At 76.3% G+C, this 18,309-nt stretch carries 4 protein-coding genes; 2 read left to right on the top strand and 2 right to left on the bottom strand.

The window, feature by feature from the left end:
* Window positions 1–219: 219 nt before the first annotated feature.
* Both AB0398_RS07200 and AB0398_RS07195 read left to right on the top strand, forming a co-directional pair.
* Complete coding sequence (locus tag AB0398_RS07200; protein ID WP_366372852.1) at window positions 220–1,917, top strand: ABC transporter ATP-binding protein; 1,698 nt, start codon at window positions 220–222, stop codon at window positions 1,915–1,917.
* A gap of 62 nt (window positions 1,918–1,979) precedes the next feature.
* Complete coding sequence (locus AB0398_RS07195) at window positions 1,980–3,809, top strand: ABC transporter ATP-binding protein (RefSeq protein ID WP_366373022.1); 1,830 nt, start codon at window positions 1,980–1,982, stop codon at window positions 3,807–3,809.
* 58 nt (window positions 3,810–3,867) lie between these two features.
* Here the strand turns inward: AB0398_RS07195 and AB0398_RS07190 are convergent, their stop codons facing one another.
* Together AB0398_RS07190 and AB0398_RS07185 are read right to left on the bottom strand one after the other, a co-directional pair.
* Window positions 3,868–4,077, bottom strand: coding sequence for an MbtH family protein (locus tag AB0398_RS07190; RefSeq protein WP_366372851.1), 210 nt, complete (start codon window positions 4,075–4,077; stop codon window positions 3,868–3,870).
* Entirely contained in the window at window positions 4,074–18,287 is a 14,214-nt protein-coding gene (locus AB0398_RS07185) for an amino acid adenylation domain-containing protein (protein ID WP_366372850.1), read from the bottom strand. The genes AB0398_RS07190 and AB0398_RS07185 overlap by 4 nt, the downstream gene beginning before the upstream one ends.
* Window positions 18,288–18,309 lie beyond the last annotated feature (22 nt).

Below are 18,309 nucleotides of genomic sequence, written 5' to 3'. Positions count from 1 at the left end.
CCGTGGGGCCCAAGCCGGGTGCGCCGCACGTGACTTGACGTGCCGAACAGGTCAACTTAGGCGAGCCTAACCGGATAGCCCCGGCGGGTCAACGCGATCTCCGGACCACCGGTCGCGCGCCCGCCCCCGGCACCCTGCGGTGTCTTGTTGACACCTCTTGGCAGCACCCCTCATTAAGGTAGCCTTACCTAACCATCTCTCTCTTCGTGGAGGCTCCGCATGCCCGCTGGAGGACCAACGGGGGGCCACGTCCTCCGGAGAGCGCTCGGCGACCAACGCCGCCGGGTCGGCGGGGCGTCGCTCCTCGCCATGGCCCACCAGGCGTGCGAGGCCCTCGTGCCGGTCGTCATCGGCCTGACCATCGACGAGGCCGTGGGGACCGGGTCCTCCGGGGCGCTGCTGCGCTGGCTGCTCGTCCTGGCCGGGCTCTTCCTCGTGCTCTCCACCTGCTACCGGATCTCGGCCCGGTTCGCCGAGGGGGCGGGCGAGAGCGCCGCGCACCGGATCCGGCAGGACCTCGCCGCCCGGGTGCTCGACCCGAGGGGCGGCGCCGATACCGGCCGGCTCCCGGGCGCGCTGACCGCCGTCGCGACCGGCGACGCCCGCCGGGTCGGCTCGGTCGCCTCCGCCCTGCCGTACGCGCTGTCCGCGCTCACCGGACTCGCCGTCAGCGCCGTGGCCCTGCTGCGCGTCTCCGTCCCGCTCGGTCTGCTCGTCCTCCTCGGCGTGCCGCCCCTGCTGTGGATCGGCCACCTCATCAGCCGGCCGCTGGAGCGGCGCAGCGAGGCCGAGCAGGAGCACGCCGCCCACGCCTCCGGCGTCGCCGCCGACCTGGTGGCGGGGCTGCGCGTCCTGAAGGGCATGGGCGCCGAGGGCGCGGCGGTCTCCCGCTACCGGGAGACCAGCCGGAGCTCCCTCGCCTCGGCACTGCGGGCGGCCAGCAGCCGGGCCTGGCACGACGGCGCCATCCTCGCCCTGACCGGCGTCTTCATCGCGGTGATCGGCCTGGTCGGCGCCCATCTGGCGATGCGCGGCACGATCAGCGTGGGCGACCTGGTGGCGGCCGTCGGCCTCGCCCAGTACCTCCTGGGGCCCTTCCAGCTCCTCACTTACGTCAACGGCGAGTTCGCCCAGGCCCGCGCCTCGGCCGACCGGATCGCCGAGGTCCTCGCCTCGCCCCCGGCCGTCGCCGCCGGGACGGTCCCGCTCCCCTCCCCCGTCGCCGGGCGGCTGCGGCTGCGCGGCCTGACCCACGGCGCGCTGCGCGGCCTCGACCTCGACGTGGCGCCCGGCAGCGTCGTCGGGGTGGTCTCCCGGGACCCGGCCGCCGCGAACGACCTGCTGCTCTGCCTGGGCCGCGAACGGGAGCCCGCCGGGGGGACCGTGGAACTCGACGGCGTACCGCTGGCCGACCTCGACCCCGGCGACGCCCGCCGGGCGATCCTGGTCGCCCACCACGACGCCGACCTGTTCGAGGACAGCCTCCTCGCCAACGTACGGGCCGGGGCGGGCGACGGCGCGCCGGACGTCGGTCCCGCGCTCGCCGCCGCCGCGGCGGACGACGTCGCCGACGCCCTGCCCGACGGCGTGCACACCGTCCTCGCCGAGCGGGGCCGCTCGCTCTCCGGCGGCCAGCGCCAGCGGGTCGCGCTCGCCCGCGCCCTGGCCGCCGACCCGCCGGTCCTGGTCGTCCACGACCCGACCACGGCCGTCGACACGGTCACCGAGGCCCGCATCGCCGCCCGGCTGCGGGAGCTGCGCCGGGGCCGCACCACCCTCCTGGTCACCACCAGCCCGGCCCTGCTCGCCGGAACCGACGTCGTGGTGATGCTCGACGAGGGGACGGTGGCCGCCGAGGGCAGCCACCCGGAGCTCGTCGCCTCCCACGAGACGTACCGCTCGGCGGTACTGGCATGACGGCCGGCCGCGACACGACCGCGCCGGACACCGGCGCGAAGGACGAGGACGAAGGACGCACGATGAGCGGATCCGGTACGCCCGGGAGCGCGCCCCTGCCCACCGCGACCGGCACGCCCGAGCGCGCCCTCCTGCCCACCGCGACCGGCGCGCAGACCCTCGCCGTCGTGCGCGGGCTGCTGCGCCGCCACCGGCTGCTCGCCGCGGCCTCGCTGACCGTCCTGGTCGCCGGCACCGGCATCGGACTGCTGACCGCCCCGCTGCTCGGCCGGATCGTGGACCTGGTCGTGGAGCGCAGCGGCACGGCCGCGCTGACCGTGCCGATGGTGCTGCTCCTCGTGGTGGCCGTGGCGCGGGGCGCGGCGACCGCCGTCGGCAAGTCGCTGGTCGCGCGGCTCGGCGAGACGGTCCTCGCGGACCTGCGGGAACGGTTCATCGCCCGGGCGCTGCGGCTGCCGCTCGAACGGGTCGAGAAGGCCGGCTCGGGCGACCTGACCGCCCGGGTGACGGGCGACGTCACGCTGATCGCGCGGGCGGTCCGGCAGGCCCTGCCCGAGTTCGCGAACGCCTTCCTCACCATCGCCCTGACCCTGGTGGGCCTCGCCGTCCTGGACTGGCGCTTCCTGCTCGCCGTCCTCGTCGCCGTCCCGGTGCACGTCCTCACCGTGCGCTGGTACATCCCGCGCGCCGCGCGGATCTACGCCGAGCACCGGATCGCGACCGGCGCCCTCCAGCACCAGCTGCTCGACAGCGTCGGGGGCGTGCGCACCGTACGGGCGTTCCGGCTCACCGGCCGCCACGCTGACCTGCTCGAAGGGCGTTCGGGCGCGGCCGTCGACCTGGCGGCGAGCGGCATGCGCCTGGTCTCCGGCTTCTTCTCCCGCCTGAACGCCGCCGAGTTCCTCGGCATGGCATCGATCCTGGTCACCGGCTTCCTCCTGGTCGACGCCGGGTCGGTGAGCATCGGCACGGCCACGGCGGCGGCGCTCTACTTCCACGGCCTGTTCAACCCGATCAACGCCGCGCTCTTCCTCATCGACGACGCCCAGTCCGCCGGGGCGAGCCTCGCCCGGCTCGTCGGCGTGTCGAGCCTGCCGGCGGAGCGGGAGCCCGAGGGCCGGTCCGCCGCGCCGGTGGACGGCTCGGTCAAGGTGACGGGTCTCGGCCACGCCTACGTGGACGGGCACCCGGTGCTCCACGAGGTCGACCTCGACGTGCGGTCCGGCGAGCGGGTGGCCCTGGTCGGCGCCAGCGGCGCGGGCAAGACCACGCTCGCCAAGCTGATCGCCGGCGTCCACGAGCCGGCGGCCGGCGCGATCGCCCTGGGCGGCGTGGACGCCCGCGAGCTGGGTCCCGCCGGGGTCCGGCGGGCCGTCACCCTGATCAGCCAGGAGGTCCACGTCTTCTCCGGTCCCCTCGCCGAGGACCTGCGCCTGGCCCGGCCCGGGGCGACGGACGAGGAGCTGCGCGCGGCCCTGGACCGCGTCGGCGCCCTGGAGTGGGCCGACGCGCTTCCCGAGGGCCTGGCGACGGTCGTGGGCGAGGGCGGTCACCGGCTCACGGTGACCCAGGCCCAGCACCTGGCCCTGGCCCGGCTCGTCCTCACGGACGCGCCCGTCGCCATTCTCGACGAGGCGACCGCCGACGCGGGCAGCGCGGGCGCCCGGATCCTGGAGACCGCCGCCCTGCGCGCCCTGGAGGGCCGCACGGGCCTGATGGTGGCCCACCGGCTGCCGCAGGCCGCCGCGGCGGACCGGATCGTCGTCCTCGACGGGGGCCGGGTCGTCGAGACCGGCACCCACGAGGACCTGGTCGCGGCGGGCGGGCACTACGCCGAGCTGTGGTCGGCCTGGTCCGACAGCCGCCGCGAACCGGCCGCCGTACGGAACTGACGGAAACGGGTGAAGGCCCCCTCCCGAAAGGGAGGGGGCCTTCACCCGTTTCCGTGGCTCAGCCCCGCCCTGCCGCCGGGCTCGCCGGGCGCAGGTCGGTCCAGTGGGTCTCCACGTACTCCACGCAGGCGTCCCGGGTGTCCTCGCCGAAGACGGTGCGCCAGCCGGCCGGCGCCTCCGTGAAGGACGGCCACAGCGAGTGCCGGCCCTCCTCGTCGGCCAGGACCAGGAAACGGCCCCGCGGATCCTCGAACGGGTTGGTGGTCATGCGTCGTCGCTCCTCGTGGACATGGCGGTGAACAGCTCCGAGAGCGGCTGCTCCGGGTCGGTGACCACGGCGCGCAGCAGGCCCTGGAGTTCGTCGGCGAGCCGCCGTGCCTTGGCGGCGCCGAACAGGTCGGTCGCGTGGATGAGGCCGCAGTGGACCGGGCCCTCGCCCAGCGGCTCGTAGAAGCTGAGGGTGAGCCGGGCCCGCGTGGAGCCGGTCGGCACGGCGTCGAGGGAGCCGACGCCGCCCTCCAGGCGGTCCAGGTCCGCCTGCTCGTGGTGGATCACCATGACCTGCGGGCCCTCCGGGGGCAGCCCGGCCGTGCGGGCCACCTCCTCGAAGGGGACCTCCTGGCGGTCGAGGGCGCTCAGGGTGGTCTCCCGGACCCGGGAGAGCAGCTCGGCGAAGGTGGGGTCCCCGGCCGTGTCGGTGCGCAGGACGAGCGTGTTGAAGAAGCAGCCCACGAGGTCCGCGAGCCGGTCGTCCGTGCGCCCCGCGACCATCGTGCCGAGCGGCAGGTCCGTGCCCGCGCCGTGGGCGGTGAGCAGGGCGGCCAGGGCGGAGTGCAGGACCATGAACATGCTGGTGCCGGTCGCCCGGGCCAGCTCGTCGACGGACGCGTGCAGCTTCTCGTCCAGGACGAAGCCGACGTGGCCCGCGCCGGGTCCGGAGGCGCGCGGGCCGTCGGCGGGGAGGGCGAGTTCGGCCGGCGCGTCCTCCAGGACCCGCCGCCAGTGGGCGAGCTGGCGGGCCGCCCTGCTGTCCGGGTCGCCGGGGTCGCCCAGGACCTCGCGGGCCCAGCGGGCGTAGTCCGTGTACGAGACGGGCAGCGGCTCCCAGTCGGGCGTCCGGCCCTCCGTACGGGCCGTGTAGGCGGACGTCAGGTCGCGGAAGAGCGGGACGACCGACCATTCGTCGACGGCCAGGTAGTGCAGGGTCAGGAGCAGCGACTGCCGTCCGTCGGGTCCGGTCAGGAGGTGGGCCCGCAGCGGTGCCTCGCGGTCCGGCGCGGGCGCTCCCCCGGCCAGCTCGCGCAGGCGGGCCTCCGGGTCGGCGCTCTCCTCCCGCACCAGGACGGGCGGTGCGGCGTCGACGAGGTGCAGGACGCCGTCGTGTTCGGCGAAGGCGGTGCGCAGCGGCTCGTGGCGGGCCGCCACATCGGCGAGCGCGGCCGCCAGGGCCTCCGCGTCCAGGCCGCCGGGCGAGCGGAGGACCAGGGCGTGGTCGAAGGCGGGGACTCGGCGGGAGGCGTCCCACTGGAGGCGCTGGACGGGCGCGGCGGGCCGGGGCCCCTCGGGGGCCGCGGCGGGCAGGAGCGCCGGGCGGGCCGCGGCGGCGCCCTTCAGCTTGGCCTCCAGACCGGCGACCGTGAGGGCGTCGAAGACGTCCCGGATGCTCAGCTCGACCCCGAACTCGGCCCGGATGCGGCCCAGGAGCCGCATCGAGGCCATGGAGTGGCCGCCGAGCGCGAAGAAGTTGTCGTGGACGCCGACCCGGTCGAGGCGGAGGATCTCGCGGAACAGTCCGGCGAGCCGCTCCTGCGTCTCGTTCGCCGGGCCGGTGTCGCCGGTCATGGCGGCCCAGTCCGGCGCGGGCAGCGCCTTGCGGTCGAGCTTGCCGTTGGGCGTGAGGGGCAGCGGTCCGTCGAGCGCGACGACGAGCGCCGGGACCATGTACTCCGGCAGGAGGCCGGCCGCGTGGGCGCGCAGCTCCTGCGGGTCGGGCTCCCGCTCCCCCGCCTCCGGCACGGCGTAGCCGACCAGGCGCACGATGTCGCCGTCGCGGTCGGGCACCACGGCGGCCTGGGCCACCGACGGGTGGGAGGCGAGCGCCGCCTCGATCTCGCCGAGTTCGATGCGGAAGCCCCGCACCTTCACCTGGGTGTCGACGCGGCCGAGGAAGTCGACGTTGCCGTCGGCGCGCCAGCGGGCGCGGTCGCCGGTGCGGTACATGCGGCTGCCGGGCGGGCCGTACGGGTCGGCCACGAACCGCTCCGAGGTCAGTCCGGGCTTGCCGAGGTAGCCGCGCGCGAGGCCGCGTCCGGAGACGTACAGCTCGCCCGCGACGCCGGGCGGGACCGGCCTGAGGTGCTCGTCGAGGACGTAGCAGCGGGTGTTGGGGTCGGGCCGGCCGATGGGGACCCGGCCGGACGGGCGGCCCGGGTGCTCGCGGGCGGGCCACAGGGTGGAGTTGACGGTCGCCTCGGTCAGCCCGTACGCGCAGATCAGGTGGGCGGTGGTGCCGAAGCGCTCGAAGAGGTCCGGCGGCACGGTCTCGGTGCCGACGAGGACGGTCGAGCCCCCGGGCAGGGCGCAGCCGGGCGGCAGGGCGGAGACGAGGGACGGCGGCAGGATCATGTGGGTGATCCGCTGGTCGGCGAGGAAGTCGGTGAGGGCGGGGCCCGCGACCCGGGCCTCGTCGGTGATCAGGACGAGCCGGCCGCCGTGGCAGAGGGCCATGGCCAGTTCGAAGACGAAGACGTCGAAGCCGACGGAGGCGAACTGCAGGACGCGGCTGTCGCGTTGCAGGCCCATCCGGTCGACGGCGGTGGCGACCAGGCTGGCGATCCCCTCGTGGGGGACGACGACGCCCTTGGGGCGGCCGGTGGAGCCGGAGGTGTAGATGACGTACGCGGCCGTGTCCAGGGCGGCGGGGCCGCCGCCGAGCGGGGCGTCCGGCAGGTCGCGCGGGGCGGCGGCGGTCGCCGGTTCGTCGAGCAGCAGCACCGGTACGCCCGGCACGTCGGGGATCTTGCCCGCGACCGGTTCGGTGCCGACGACGAGGGCCGTGCGGGAGTCCTCGATCATGTACGCGAGGCGGTCGGCCGGGTGGACGAGGTCGAGCGGCAGGAACGCGGCGCCCAGCTTCATGGCGGCGAGGACCGTGGCGACCGTGTCGACCGAGCGGGGCACGGCCACGCCGACCACGCTCTCGGGTCCGACGCCGCGGGCGGCCAGGAGGGCGGCGACGCGGTCGGCGCGGGCGTCGAGCTCGGCGTACGTCACGGAGCGGGAGCGCTCCACGACGGCGACCGCGTCGGGGCGTTCGGCGCGCCGCCGGGCGAAGAGGGCCGGGAAGGTCTCCTCGTCGACCTCGCGGGCCGTGGCGTTGAACTCCTCCAGGACCAGGTGCCGTTCGGCGCCGTCCAGGATCTCGGCCCGGGAGACGGGCCGTCCGGGGGCGGCGACCAGGGCCGCGACGAGGGTCTGGAGGCGTTCCCCGATCCGCTCGGCGGTCTCCCGGTCGAAGAGCTCCGTGGCGAACTCCAGGCGGCAGCCGAGGGAGCCGGGGCCGCCGTCGGCCGGGGTGTGCTCGGTGAAGGAGAACACCAGGTCGAACTTGGCCGAGCGGATGCGGAAGGGCAGGTAGTCGGCGGTCAGGCCGGGCAGTTCGAGGGCGTCGCCGGTGCGGGCGTGGTAGCCGACCATCACCTGGAAGAGGGGGTTGCGGGAGAGCGACCGGGTCGGGTTGAGCTTCTCCACCACCGCCTCGAAGGGCACGTCCGCGTGCGAGAACGCGGCGAGGTCGGTCTCCCTGACCCGGGCGAGGAGCTCGGTGAAGCTCGGGTCGCCGCTCAGGTCGGTGCGGAGCACCAGGGTGTTGACGAAGAAGCCGACGAGGTCGTCCAGGGCCTCGTCGCCCCGGCCCGCGATGGGCGCGCCGAGGGGGATGTCGGTGCCGGCGCCCAGGCGGTGGAGGAGGACGGCCACGGCGGCGTGCGCCACCATGAACATGCTGGCGCCGGTCTCCCGGGCGAGCCGCCGCAGGCCCTCGTGGACGTCGGCGTCGAAGACGACGTCCAGTTCGGCGCCGGTGAAGGCGGGGCGGGCCGGGCGCGGCCGGTCCGTGGGCAGCTCCAGTTCCTCGGGGGCGCCGTCCAGGGCCGTGCGCCAGTGCTCCAGCTGCCGGGCGGCCCGGCTGTCCGGGTCGGCGGGGTCGCCGAGGAGGCGCTGCTGCCACAGGGCGTAGTCGGCGTACTGGACGGGCAGCGGCTCCCACTCCGGTGCCGTGCCGGCGGTCCGGGCCGCGTAGGCGGTGGCGAGGTCGCGGAGCAAGGGGCGGTCGGACCACTCGTCGGTGGTGATGTGGTGGAGCAGCAGGACCGCGGCGTGGTCCTCGGGGCCGAGCTCCACGAGCGCGGCGCGCAGCGGGAGTTCGGCGGCGAGGTCGAAGGGCCGGTTGACGGCCGTGTCGACCAGGCCGGGCAGCGCGTCCTCGGTGGCGGTGAGCCGCTCGACGGCGGGCCGTGCCTCCCCGGCGGGCAGCACCCGCTGGAACACCCGGCCGTCGCGCTCCGCGAACACGGTGCGCAGGGCCTCGTGCCGGGCCGTGACGTCGGCCAGGGCGGCCTCCCAGGCGTCGGCGTCGAGGGGGCCGCGCAGCCGCAGGACCAGCGGGAAGTTGTAGGCGGCGGAGCCGGACTCGATCTTCTGGACGACCCAGAGGCGCTGCTGGGCGTGGGAGAGCGGCAGCTCGTCGGGGCGCTCGCCCGCGGTGAGGGCGGGCCGGGCGGGGCCCGCGGCGCGGTCGGCGCGCTCGATCAGCTCGGCGACCGTGGGGGCCTCGAACAGGTCGCGGATGGCGAGTTCGGCGGCGAGCGCGGTGCGGGCGCGGCTGACCAGGCGGGTGGCGAGGAGCGAGTGGCCGCCGAGGTCGAAGAAGTCGTCGTCGATGCCGACGGCCTCCCCGGGCAGTCCGAGGGCCTCGGCGAAGAGGTCCCGGAGGGTCTCCTCGCGCGGGGTGCGCGGGGCGCGGCCGGTTCCTCCGGCGCGGGCGGGGTCGGGGGCGGGCAGGGCGCGGACGTCGAGCTTGCCGTTGACGGTCAGCGGCAGGGTGTCCACGGCGGCGAGCGCGGCCGGGACCATGTAGTCGGGCAGGGCGGTCTTGAGGTGGGCGCGGAGCGCCTGCGGGTCGAGGGCGTCCTCCTCCGGCACGTAGTAGCCGACCAGCCGCTTGGTGCCGGTGTCGGTGTTGACGACGACCGCCGCGTGGGCGACCCCGGGGTGTGCGGACAGGGCCGTGGCGATCTCGCCGAGTTCGACGCGGTAGCCGCGGATCTTGACCTGGTCGTCGGTGCGGCCGAGGAAGTCGATCAGGCCGTCGGGCCGCTGCCGCACGAGGTCGCCGGTGCGGTACATCCGCTCGCCGGGCTCCCCGAAGGGGTCCGCGACGAAGCGCTCGGCGGTGAGGCCGGGGCGGTCGTGGTAGCCGCGGGCCAGGCCGGTGCCCGCGATGTACAGCTCGCCGGGGCAGCCCGGCGGGACCGGGCGGAGCATGGCGTCGAGGACGTGGGCGCGGGTGTTGCGGATGGGCCGGCCGACCGTGGGGGTCGCGCTGTCGGCCGTCGAGCCGCCGAGGGTGTTGATGGTGTACTCGGTCGGCCCGTACAGGTTGTAGCCGTAGCAGCCGTCGGTGTCCCGCAGCCGGTTCCACACCGTGTCGGAGACGGCCTCGCCGCCGAGCAGGACCAGGGCGGGCCGGTGCTTCCCGGCCGCCTCGTCCTGGTCGAGCAGGCCCTCCTCCACGAGGAGCTGGGCGTAGGTGGGGGTCACGTTGACGACGTCGACCCGGTGCCGGTCGCAGTAGGCGACCAGGGCCTCGGCGTCGCGGCGCAGCTCCTCGTCGCAGACGTGGACCTCGTGGCCCTCGACGAGCCAGAGCAGCTCCTCCCACGACATGTCGAAGGCGAAGGAGACGGTGTGCGCGATGCGCAGGCGCCGTCCGCCGGCCGAGGCGATGGCCGGGGCGAAGATCTCCTCCTGATGGTTGAGCTGCATGTTCGTCAGGCCCCGGTAGGGGGTGACGACGCCCTTGGGGCGGCCGGTGGAGCCGGAGGTGTAGATGACGTACGCCGGGTGTTCCAGGCGGTCCGGTACGTCGTGCGCGAACGCGGGCCGTTCGGCGTCGGTGACCGCGCCGCCGTCCAGGGCGTCCAGCTCGGCGGCCACGGCCGGGTCGTCCAGGAGGAGTCCGGGCGCGCCGGTGTCCAGGGCGGCGGCGACGGAGGCGGTGGAGACCAGGCAGAGCGGGCCGGTGTCCTCGACCATGAGGCGCAGCCGGTCGGCCGGGTGGTCGAGGTCGAGCGGCAGGTAGGCGGCGCCGGTGCGCAGGACGGCGAAGAGGGCGGCGACCATGTCGAGGGAGCGGGGCAGCGCGAGCGCCACGACCTTCTCGGGTCCGGCGCCCCGGGCGAGCAGCAGCCGGGCGATCCGGTTGACGCGCGCGTCGAGTGCGGCGTACGTGAGGGAGGTCTCGCCGAAGACCAGGGCGACGTCGTCGGGGGTGCGGGCGACCTGGGCCGCGAGCATGTCGGCGACGGTCTCGTTCGGCACGGGGTCGCGTCCGGCGGCGAGTCCGGCCGTCAGGGCGGCGCGCTCGGCCGGGAGCAGCAGGTCGACGGCGGCGGTGCGGACGGTGGCGGCACCGGGCCCGTCGAGGAGGTCCGCGAGCCGTTCCAGGACGGCCGTGAACCGGCCGAGGACCGTGGTGGCGGCCTCGGCGTCGAACAGGTCGGGGCGGGCCGCGAGGGTGACCCGGATCCGGGTGCCGGGGGTGACGATCAGGGTCAGCGGGAAGTGGGTGCCGTCGACGTTGGACACGCCGGTGATGCCGTGCCGGCGGCGGAGTTCGGCGGCCCGGTCCTCGCCGTCGGCGGAGCGCAGCACGAAGAGGGTGTCGAAGAGGCGGCGGTGGCCGGTCTCCCGCTGGAGGGTGCCGAGGCCGACGTACTCGTACGGCATGACGGCGGCCCGCTCGGTCTGGAGGCGGCGCAGCAGGCCGAGCAGCGGCTCGTCGGGGGCGAACGCGGTCCGGGCCGGGACGGTGTTGAGGAACATGCCGATGATGCCGGCGGCGTTCGGCAGGTCGGCGGGGCGGCCGGCGACCGCCGTGCCGAAGGCGACGTCGGGGCGGCCGGTGGTGGTGGAGAGGACCAGGCCCCAGGCGGCGTTGAGGACCGTGTTCGGGGTGAGGCCGTGGCGGCGGGCGGCGGCGCGCAGCCGGTCGCTCGTCCGCTCCGTCAGGACCGCGTCGAAGTCGGCCGGGATGACCGGGCCGGCGTCGCGGCCGGTCGGGGCGACCAGGGTCGGTTCGTCGAAGCCGGCGAGGGCACCGCGCCAGGCGTCGACGGCCTCGGCGGTGTCCTGGCCGTCCAGCCAGGCGAGGTAGTCGCGGTACGAGCCGGGGGCGGGCAGCCCGGTGGGGTCGCCGCCGTTCTCGTACAGGGTGAACAGCTCCTCCAGGAAGAGCCAGGCGGACCAGCCGTCCCACAGGATGAGGTGGTGGGTGACGACCAGCCGGTCGCGTCCTTCGGGGAGGCGGATCAGGTGGAGGCGGCAGAGCGGTGGGGCCGACAGGTCGAAGCGCCGCCGGCGGTCGGCCGCGAGGATCTCCTCCACGCGCGCGTGCCGCTCGTCGGCGGGCAGCGCGGACAGGTCGGTCTCGGTCAGCGGGACCTCGGCGCCGTCGACGACGAACTGGACGGGCCGGGGCAGGCCGTCGCCGGTGAACCCGGCGCGCAGCCCCTCGTTGCGGTCGAGGAGCGCCCGGCAGGCGGCGCGCAGCCGGTCGGCGTCGAGGCGGTGGTCGAGGTCCAGGGTCTCCTGCGACAGGTAGACGTCGAGGGCGTCCCCGGCGTCGTAGGTGGCGTGGAAGTACATGCCCTCCTGGAGCGGGGAGAGCGGCCAGACGTCGGCGACGGGCAGTCCCGCCGCGACCTCGGCGACGCGGGCGGTCTCCTCGTCGGTCAGCTCCAGGCCGCCGAGCGGGGCGGCCGGGGTCTGCGGCTCCTGCGGGGGCGCGGCGGCGGTGAGCTGGTCGAGGAGGGCCTTGAGGGCCGGGTCGACGGCCGCGCCCGCCAGGCTCTGCTGCGCGAGGACGGCCTGGAGCGCGGCGGCGGCCTGTCCGGCGTCGGTGGCGGAGACCGTGACGGCGGGGGCCCCGGTGCTCTCGCGGGGTTCGGGCTCGGGTTCGGCCGGTGCCGCCGCCGCGAGCGCGGCGGGGGTGCGGTGCCGGAACACGTCGCGCGGGCTGATCGTCAGTCCCCTCTCGCGGGCCCCGGTCGCGACGGCGATCGAGGTGAGGCTGTCGCCGCCGAGCACGAAGAAGTCGTCGTCGGCGCCGATGCCGGGAATGCCGAGGACGGCGGTGAAGACCTCGCACAGGGCGCGTTCGCGGGCGTCGCGGGGCGCGCGTCCGCCGGCCCGGGGGGCGGTGGACGGCGAGGGCAGGGCGTTCTGGTCGAGCTTGCCGCTGGGCGTCAGGGGCAGCGCGTCGAGGACGACGACGGCGCTGGGCACCAGGGGGGCGGGCAGGGCGCCGGCGAGGCCGTCGCGCAGGGCGTCGGCGTCCGGCGCGGGCGCGCCGGGGGCGGGCACCGCGTAGCCGACGAGGGCGCCGTCGCGGACGACCACGGCGGCGCGGGCCACGCCGGGCAGGCCGGCGAGGGCGGTCTCGATCTCGCCGAGTTCGACGCGGTTGCCCCGGATCTTGACCTGCCGGTCGGTGCGGCCGAGGTACTCGACGGCGCCGTCGGCCCGGCGGCGGACGAGGTCGCCGGTGCGGTACATGCGGCTGCCGGGCGCCCCGAAGGGGTCGGCGACGAACCGCTCGGCGGTCAGGGCGTGCCGCCCGTGGTAGCCGCGCGCCAGCTGGACCCCGGCGAGGTACAGCTCGCCGGGCACGCCGTCCGGGACGGGCCGCAGGAAGGAGTCGAGCACGTGCAGGCGGGTGTTCCAGACGGGCCGGCCGATCGGGACGGCGGGCCCGTCGGCGCCCTCGTACGGGAAGTGCGTGACGTCGACGGCGGCCTCGGTGGGCCCGTACAGGTTGTGCAGCGGTACGGGTCCCCGGCCGGGCCGGGAGGTCAGCTCCGCCCAGCGGCGGGCGTCGGGGCCGGTGAGCGCCTCGCCGCTGCAGAAGACCCGGCGCAGGGGCACCGCCCAGTCGGGGCCGCCGGGCGCGGCCTCCAGGGCCTGGACGAAGGCGGCCAGCATCGAGGGGACGAAGTGCAGGGTGGTGATCCGCTCGGCGCGGATCAGTTCGGCCAGGTAGCCGGGGTCGCGGTGGCCGTCGGGGCGGGCGAGGACGACGGCGGCGCCCTCGGTCAGGGCCCAGAAGAACTCCCACACGGACACGTCGAAGCTCGCCGGGGTCTTCTGGAGGACCCGGTCGTCGGCGGTCAGCCCGTACTCCCCCTGCATCCAGGCGAGGCGGTTGACGATCGCCCGGTGGGTGACGGCGACGCCCTTGGGGCGGCCGGTGGAGCCGGAGGTGTAGATCAGGTACGCGGGGTGGTCGGGGCCCGCGTCCGTGCGGGGCGCGTCGGGGGCCTCCTCCTCCCGGTCCACGAGGACGGCGTCGAGGCCCGGGACGCCGGGCAGCCGGCCGGCCGCTTCGGCGGTGGTGACGACCGTGCGCGCGCCGGAGTCGGCGAGCATGAACGCGACCCGGTCGGCGGGGTAGTCGAGGTCGAGGGGCAGATAGGCGGCGCCCGCCCTGTGGACGCCGAGGAGGGCGACCATCAGCTCGGCCGAGCGGGGCACCGCGACGGCGACGAACTCCTCGGGGCCGGCGCCCCGGGCCCGCAGCCGCCGGGCGAGGGCCTCGGCGCGGCGGTCGAGTTCCGCGTACGTGAGGGCGGCGCCCTCGTACACGACGGCGGGCGCGTCGGGGATCCGGGCGGCCCGCGCGGCGAAGAGGGACGCGAGGGTGGCGTCCGGGTCGGGGAGCGGGCGGTCGGTGGCGTTCAGCGCGGCGAGGCGCTCCTCCTCCCGGTCGGAGAGGAGTCCGACGCGGGCGGTCGGGCGGTCGGGGTCGGTGGCGAAGGCGCGCAGCAGCGCCTCGAAGCGGTGGGCGACGACGGCGACGGTCAGCCGGTCGAGGCGGGCCGGGTCGTGGGTGAAGCGGAGCGACAGGTGTCCGTCGCGGGGCTCGGCGACGAGCGCGAGCGGGTAGTGGACGGCGTCGAGCACCTCGGTGCCGGTGACCAGCGGGGTGGCGGCGGGCGGATCGGCCGGGTGGTTCTCGAACACCACGAGGGTGTCGAAGAGTTCGCCGCCGCCCGCGAGCCGCTGGATGTCGGCGAGGCCGAGGTGCTGGTGGTCGAGGAGCGCCGCGTGGTCGTCCTGGACGCGCCGCAGCAGCGCGGCGAGGGGTTCGCCGGCGCGCAGCCGGACCCGGACGGGGACGGTGTTGATGAAGAGGCCCACGGCCGCGTCCAGGCCCTCGACCTCGGTGGTGCGGCCGGAGACGGTGCTGCCGAAGACGACGTCCCGGGCGCCGGTCAGGCCGCCGAGGAGGAGGGCCCAGGCGCCGTTGAGGACGGTGCTCAGGGTGAGGCCCTCGCGCCGGGCGCGGGCGGTCAGTTCGTCGGTCAGGGCCTCGGGCAGGCGCACGTCGACGCGCTCGGTCCGGGTGCGGGGGGTGTCCGCGTCGCCGCCGGTGGCGGACGCGTCGGCGGCGGTCCCGGAGAGGGCGGGCAGCCGGGTCGGGCCCTCCAGGCCGGTCAGCGCCTCGCGCCAGGCGTCGCGGGCGGCGTCGCGGTCGCGCGTGGCCAGCCAGGCCAGGTAGGGGCGCGGGTCGGCGGGCTCGGGCAGGGTCTCCCCCGCGTACGCGGCGGTCAGTTCGCGCAGCAGGACCGTGACGGACCAGGCGTCGGCGACGATGTGGTGCAGGGTGAGCAGGAGCCGGTGGCGGTGTCCGTCGCGGACCAGGGTGGCGCGCAGCAGCGGCGGTTCGGCCGGGTCGAAGCCCCGGGCGCGGTCCTGCCGCAGGATCTCGTCCAGGCCGGTGCGGGCCGTGTCCGCCTCGTGCCACGGGAGGGTCGCGCGGTCCGCGAGCCGCTGGACGACCTCGCCGCCGGAGAGCTGGCGGAAGGAGGCGCGCAGCAGCGGGTGCCGGTCGAGGAGCAGTCGGAGGGCGTCGCGCAGCCGGTCCGGGTCGACGGGGTCCGCGAGGTCCAGGAGTTCCTGGACCACGTACAGGTCGTCGGCGTCCTCGTCGTACACCGCGTGGAAGAAGAAGCCCTCCTGGAGCGGTGAGACGGGCAGGGCGTCCTCGTCGAGGGCGACCGCCGGGAGCGGCGCGGGTCCGGTGGCGACGGGGGCGGCGTGCGCGGCGAGGGCCGCGACCGTGCGCAGCCGGAAGACGTCGCGCGGGGTGAGCGCGAGGCCGGCGGCGCGGGCGCGGTTGACGAGCTGGATCGCGACGATGCTGTCGCCGCCCAGTTCGAAGAAGCTGTCGTGGACGCCGACCGACGGCAGGCCGAGGACCTCGGCGAAGAGCGCGGCGAGCGCGGTCTCGTCGGGGGTGGTGGGCGCGTCGTCGCCGGCCATCGCGGTCCACCGGGGCTCGGGCAGGGCGCGGCGGTCGAGCTTGCCGTTCGGGGTGAGCGGCAGGGGGCCGTCGAGGCGGACGAGGGCGGAGGGGACCATGTGATCGGGGAGGGTCGCGGCGATCCGGGCGCGGGCCTCGGTGACGGCGGAGTCGGCGTCCGTGCCGGCCCCGGCCACGAGGTAGCCGACGAGGCGCTTGACGCCCCGGTGGTCGTCGCGGACGAGGACGGCGGCCTGGGCGATGCCGGGGCAGGCCATGAAGGCGCTCTCGACCTCGCCGGGTTCGACGCGGTGGCCGCGGATCTTGATCTGGCCGTCGGCGCGGCCGAGGAATTCGAGGTTGCCGTCGGCGCTCCAGCGGACCCGGTCGCCGGTGCGGTACATGCGGGCGCCGGGCTCGTCGGCGTACGGGTCGGCGACGAAGCGCTCCGAGGTGAGTCCGGGCCGGCCCAGGTAGCCGCGGGCGAGGCCGCGCCCGCCGACGTACAGCTCGCCCTCGGCGCCGACGGGGACGGGCCGCAGGGCCGAGTCGAGGACGTAGGCGCGGGTGTTGGGGTCGGGGCGGCCGATGGGGGCGGGGCCGGGCCGGTCGGCGTCGGCGAGCCAGAGGGTGGAGTTGACGGTGGCCTCGGTGAGGCCGTAGGCGACGACGACGCGGACGCGTCCGGCCCAGCGGGCGATGAGTTCGCCGGGCACGGCCTCCGTGCCGACGACGAGGACGGAGCCGTCGGGCAGGTCGCACTCCGGCGGCAGCGCGGAGACGAGGGAGGGCGGCAGGATCATGTGGGTGGCGCGGTGGCGGGCGATGTAGTCCGTGAGGGCCGGTCCGGCGACGCGGCGCTCGGTGGGGACGAGGATCACCCGGCCGCCGACGCACAGCGACATGACGAGGTCCCAGACGGTGACGTCGAAGCCGGCGGAGGCGAACTGCACGATCCGGCTGTCGGCGGTGACGCCGATGCGGTCGGTGGCGGTGGCGATCAGGCTGCCGACGCCGTCGTGGGAGACCACGACGCCCTTGGGGCGGCCGGTGGAGCCCGAGGTGTAGATGACGTACGCGGCCCCGTCGAGCGTCACGGGGACGGCGGGGTCGGAGGGGTCGAGGGCGGCGAGCCCGGCGGCCGTGGCCGGGTCGTCGAGCAGAACGCGGGCGACGCCCGGCGCGTCGGGCAGGGCGTCGGACAGCTCGCGGGTGGTGACGACCGTGCGCGCGCCGGCGTCCTCCAGCATGTAGGCGATGCGGTCCTGGGGGTGGTCGGCGTCCAGGGGCAGGTAGGCGGCGCCGGCCTTCATGACGGCGAGGAGGGCGACCACCAGGTCCGGGGAGCGGGGCAGGGCGACGGCGACGACGTCCTCGGGGCCCGCGCCCCGGGCGGTGAGGAGCCGGGCGAGGCGGTTCGCGGCGGCGTCCAGCTCGGCGTACGTCAGCTCCTCGTCCTCGCAGACGAGGGCGACGGCGTCGGGGGCGAGGCGGACCCGCTCGGCGAAGGCGGCGGGCCAGGTGGTCTCGGGGGCGGGCCGGGGCGCCGTGCCGAACGCGCCGAGCAGCCGGGCGCGTTCCTCCCCGGAGGTCAGCTCGATGTGTCCGACGGGCCGGTCGGGGTCCTCGGCGAGGGCGTCCAGGACGGCGAGGAAGCGCCGCCGGTGCTCGGCGAGGGCCGCTTCGTCGCAGACGTCGGCGTCCGCGTCGAGGTGGAGCCGGAGGCCGCCGCTCGCGCCGGGGTCCCCGAAGGTGAGGGTGAGGTCGCCGACCGGGCCGAGCCAGTGCGGGACGAACTCGGCCTCGGCGCCGTCGAAGCGGACCCCGTCGGGCTGGGGCAGGATGTTGACGGTGGGGCCGACGAGTTCCCGTACGCCGTCGGTCAGGCCTAGGTCCCTGGCGAGGTCCTCGGCGCGGTAGCGGCTGTGGGCGAGGAGGGCGGAGACGCCCGTGGCGACGTCGGCCAGGAGCCGGGCGGCGGTGGTGTCGGGGCGGACGGTGACGCGCAGCGGCAGGATGTTGGAGACCATGCCGGGGACGTCCCGCACGGCGGGGTCGCGGCGGGCGGTGACGGGGAGGCCGAGGACGAGGTCCTGTTCGCCGGTGGCGCGGTGCAGGTGGGCGGCGGTGGCGGCGAGCAGGAGCCGGGACAGCGGCACGCCGGCGCCGTCCGCGCGGGCGCTCAGCCGGGCGACGGTCGCGGGGTCGAGGAGGGTGGTGTCGCGGACGCGGCGGCGCATGGGGGCGGTGGCGCGCGGCAGGAGGCGGACCGGCTCGGGCCGGCCGGCCGTGCGCTCCCGCCAGTGGGCGCGGTCCGCCGCGTACTGCTCGGAGGAGGTGTACGCGGTGTCGGCGGCGACGAGCCGGGCGAGGGACCAGTCGGGGGCCGGGGCCGCGTCGCCGAGGGTGTGGAGGTCGCCGGCGCGGCGGCTGATCAGGGCGACGCCGGCGCCGTCGACGAGGAGGTGGTGGTAGCGCTGGTACCACCAGATCCGGTCGTCGGCGAGGCGGAGGAGGGCCTGGGCGAACAGCGGGCCGCCGACCGGGTCGGCGGGGCGGTCGCGGTCGGCCTCCATCCAGCGGTGGGCGGCCTCTTCGGGGTCGGCCTCGCCCCGCAGGTCGACGCGGGCCACGTCGACGGGGAAGCGGGTGGGGACCTGGCGCGGGGTGCCGTCGGCGTCGGTGATCCGGACGTGCAGGCTCTCCGCCTCCTCCACGGTCCGCCGGACGGCGGTCGCGAGGCGGTCGGGGTCGATGTCTCCGCGGAGTCTCAGGACGAAGGCGATGTTGTAGGCCGAGCCGTCCGGCTCGATCTGCTGGGCCAGCCAGATTCCGGACTGTCCGCCCGTGAGGGGGAGTCCGGCGGCGGTCGTCCGGTCCGACTCGACGTCAAACATCGTTCGAGGGTGCCTTTCCCTG

It is taken from the genome of Streptomyces sp. NPDC086147 (genome assembly GCF_040702165.1).
Classification (GTDB): domain Bacteria; phylum Actinomycetota; class Actinomycetes; order Streptomycetales; family Streptomycetaceae; genus Streptomyces.
The sequence above is the reverse complement of the archived record's forward strand: the minus strand, read 5'-3'. Positions and strand labels throughout refer to the sequence as shown.

What these genes read in the sequence shown, in the direction of transcription:
- AB0398_RS07200 (WP_366372852.1), top strand. Translation starts at nt 220, where the DNA reads ATGCCCGCTGGAGGACCAACGGGGGGCCACGTCCTCCGGAGAGCGCTC.
- AB0398_RS07190 (WP_366372851.1), bottom strand. Translation starts at nt 4,077, where the DNA reads ATGACCACCAACCCGTTCGAGGATCCGCGGGGCCGTTTCCTGGTCCTG.
- AB0398_RS07195 (WP_366373022.1), top strand. Translation starts at nt 1,980, where the DNA reads ATGAGCGGATCCGGTACGCCCGGGAGCGCGCCCCTGCCCACCGCGACC.
- AB0398_RS07185 (WP_366372850.1), bottom strand. Translation starts at nt 18,287, where the DNA reads ATGTTTGACGTCGAGTCGGACCGGACGACCGCCGCCGGACTCCCCCTC.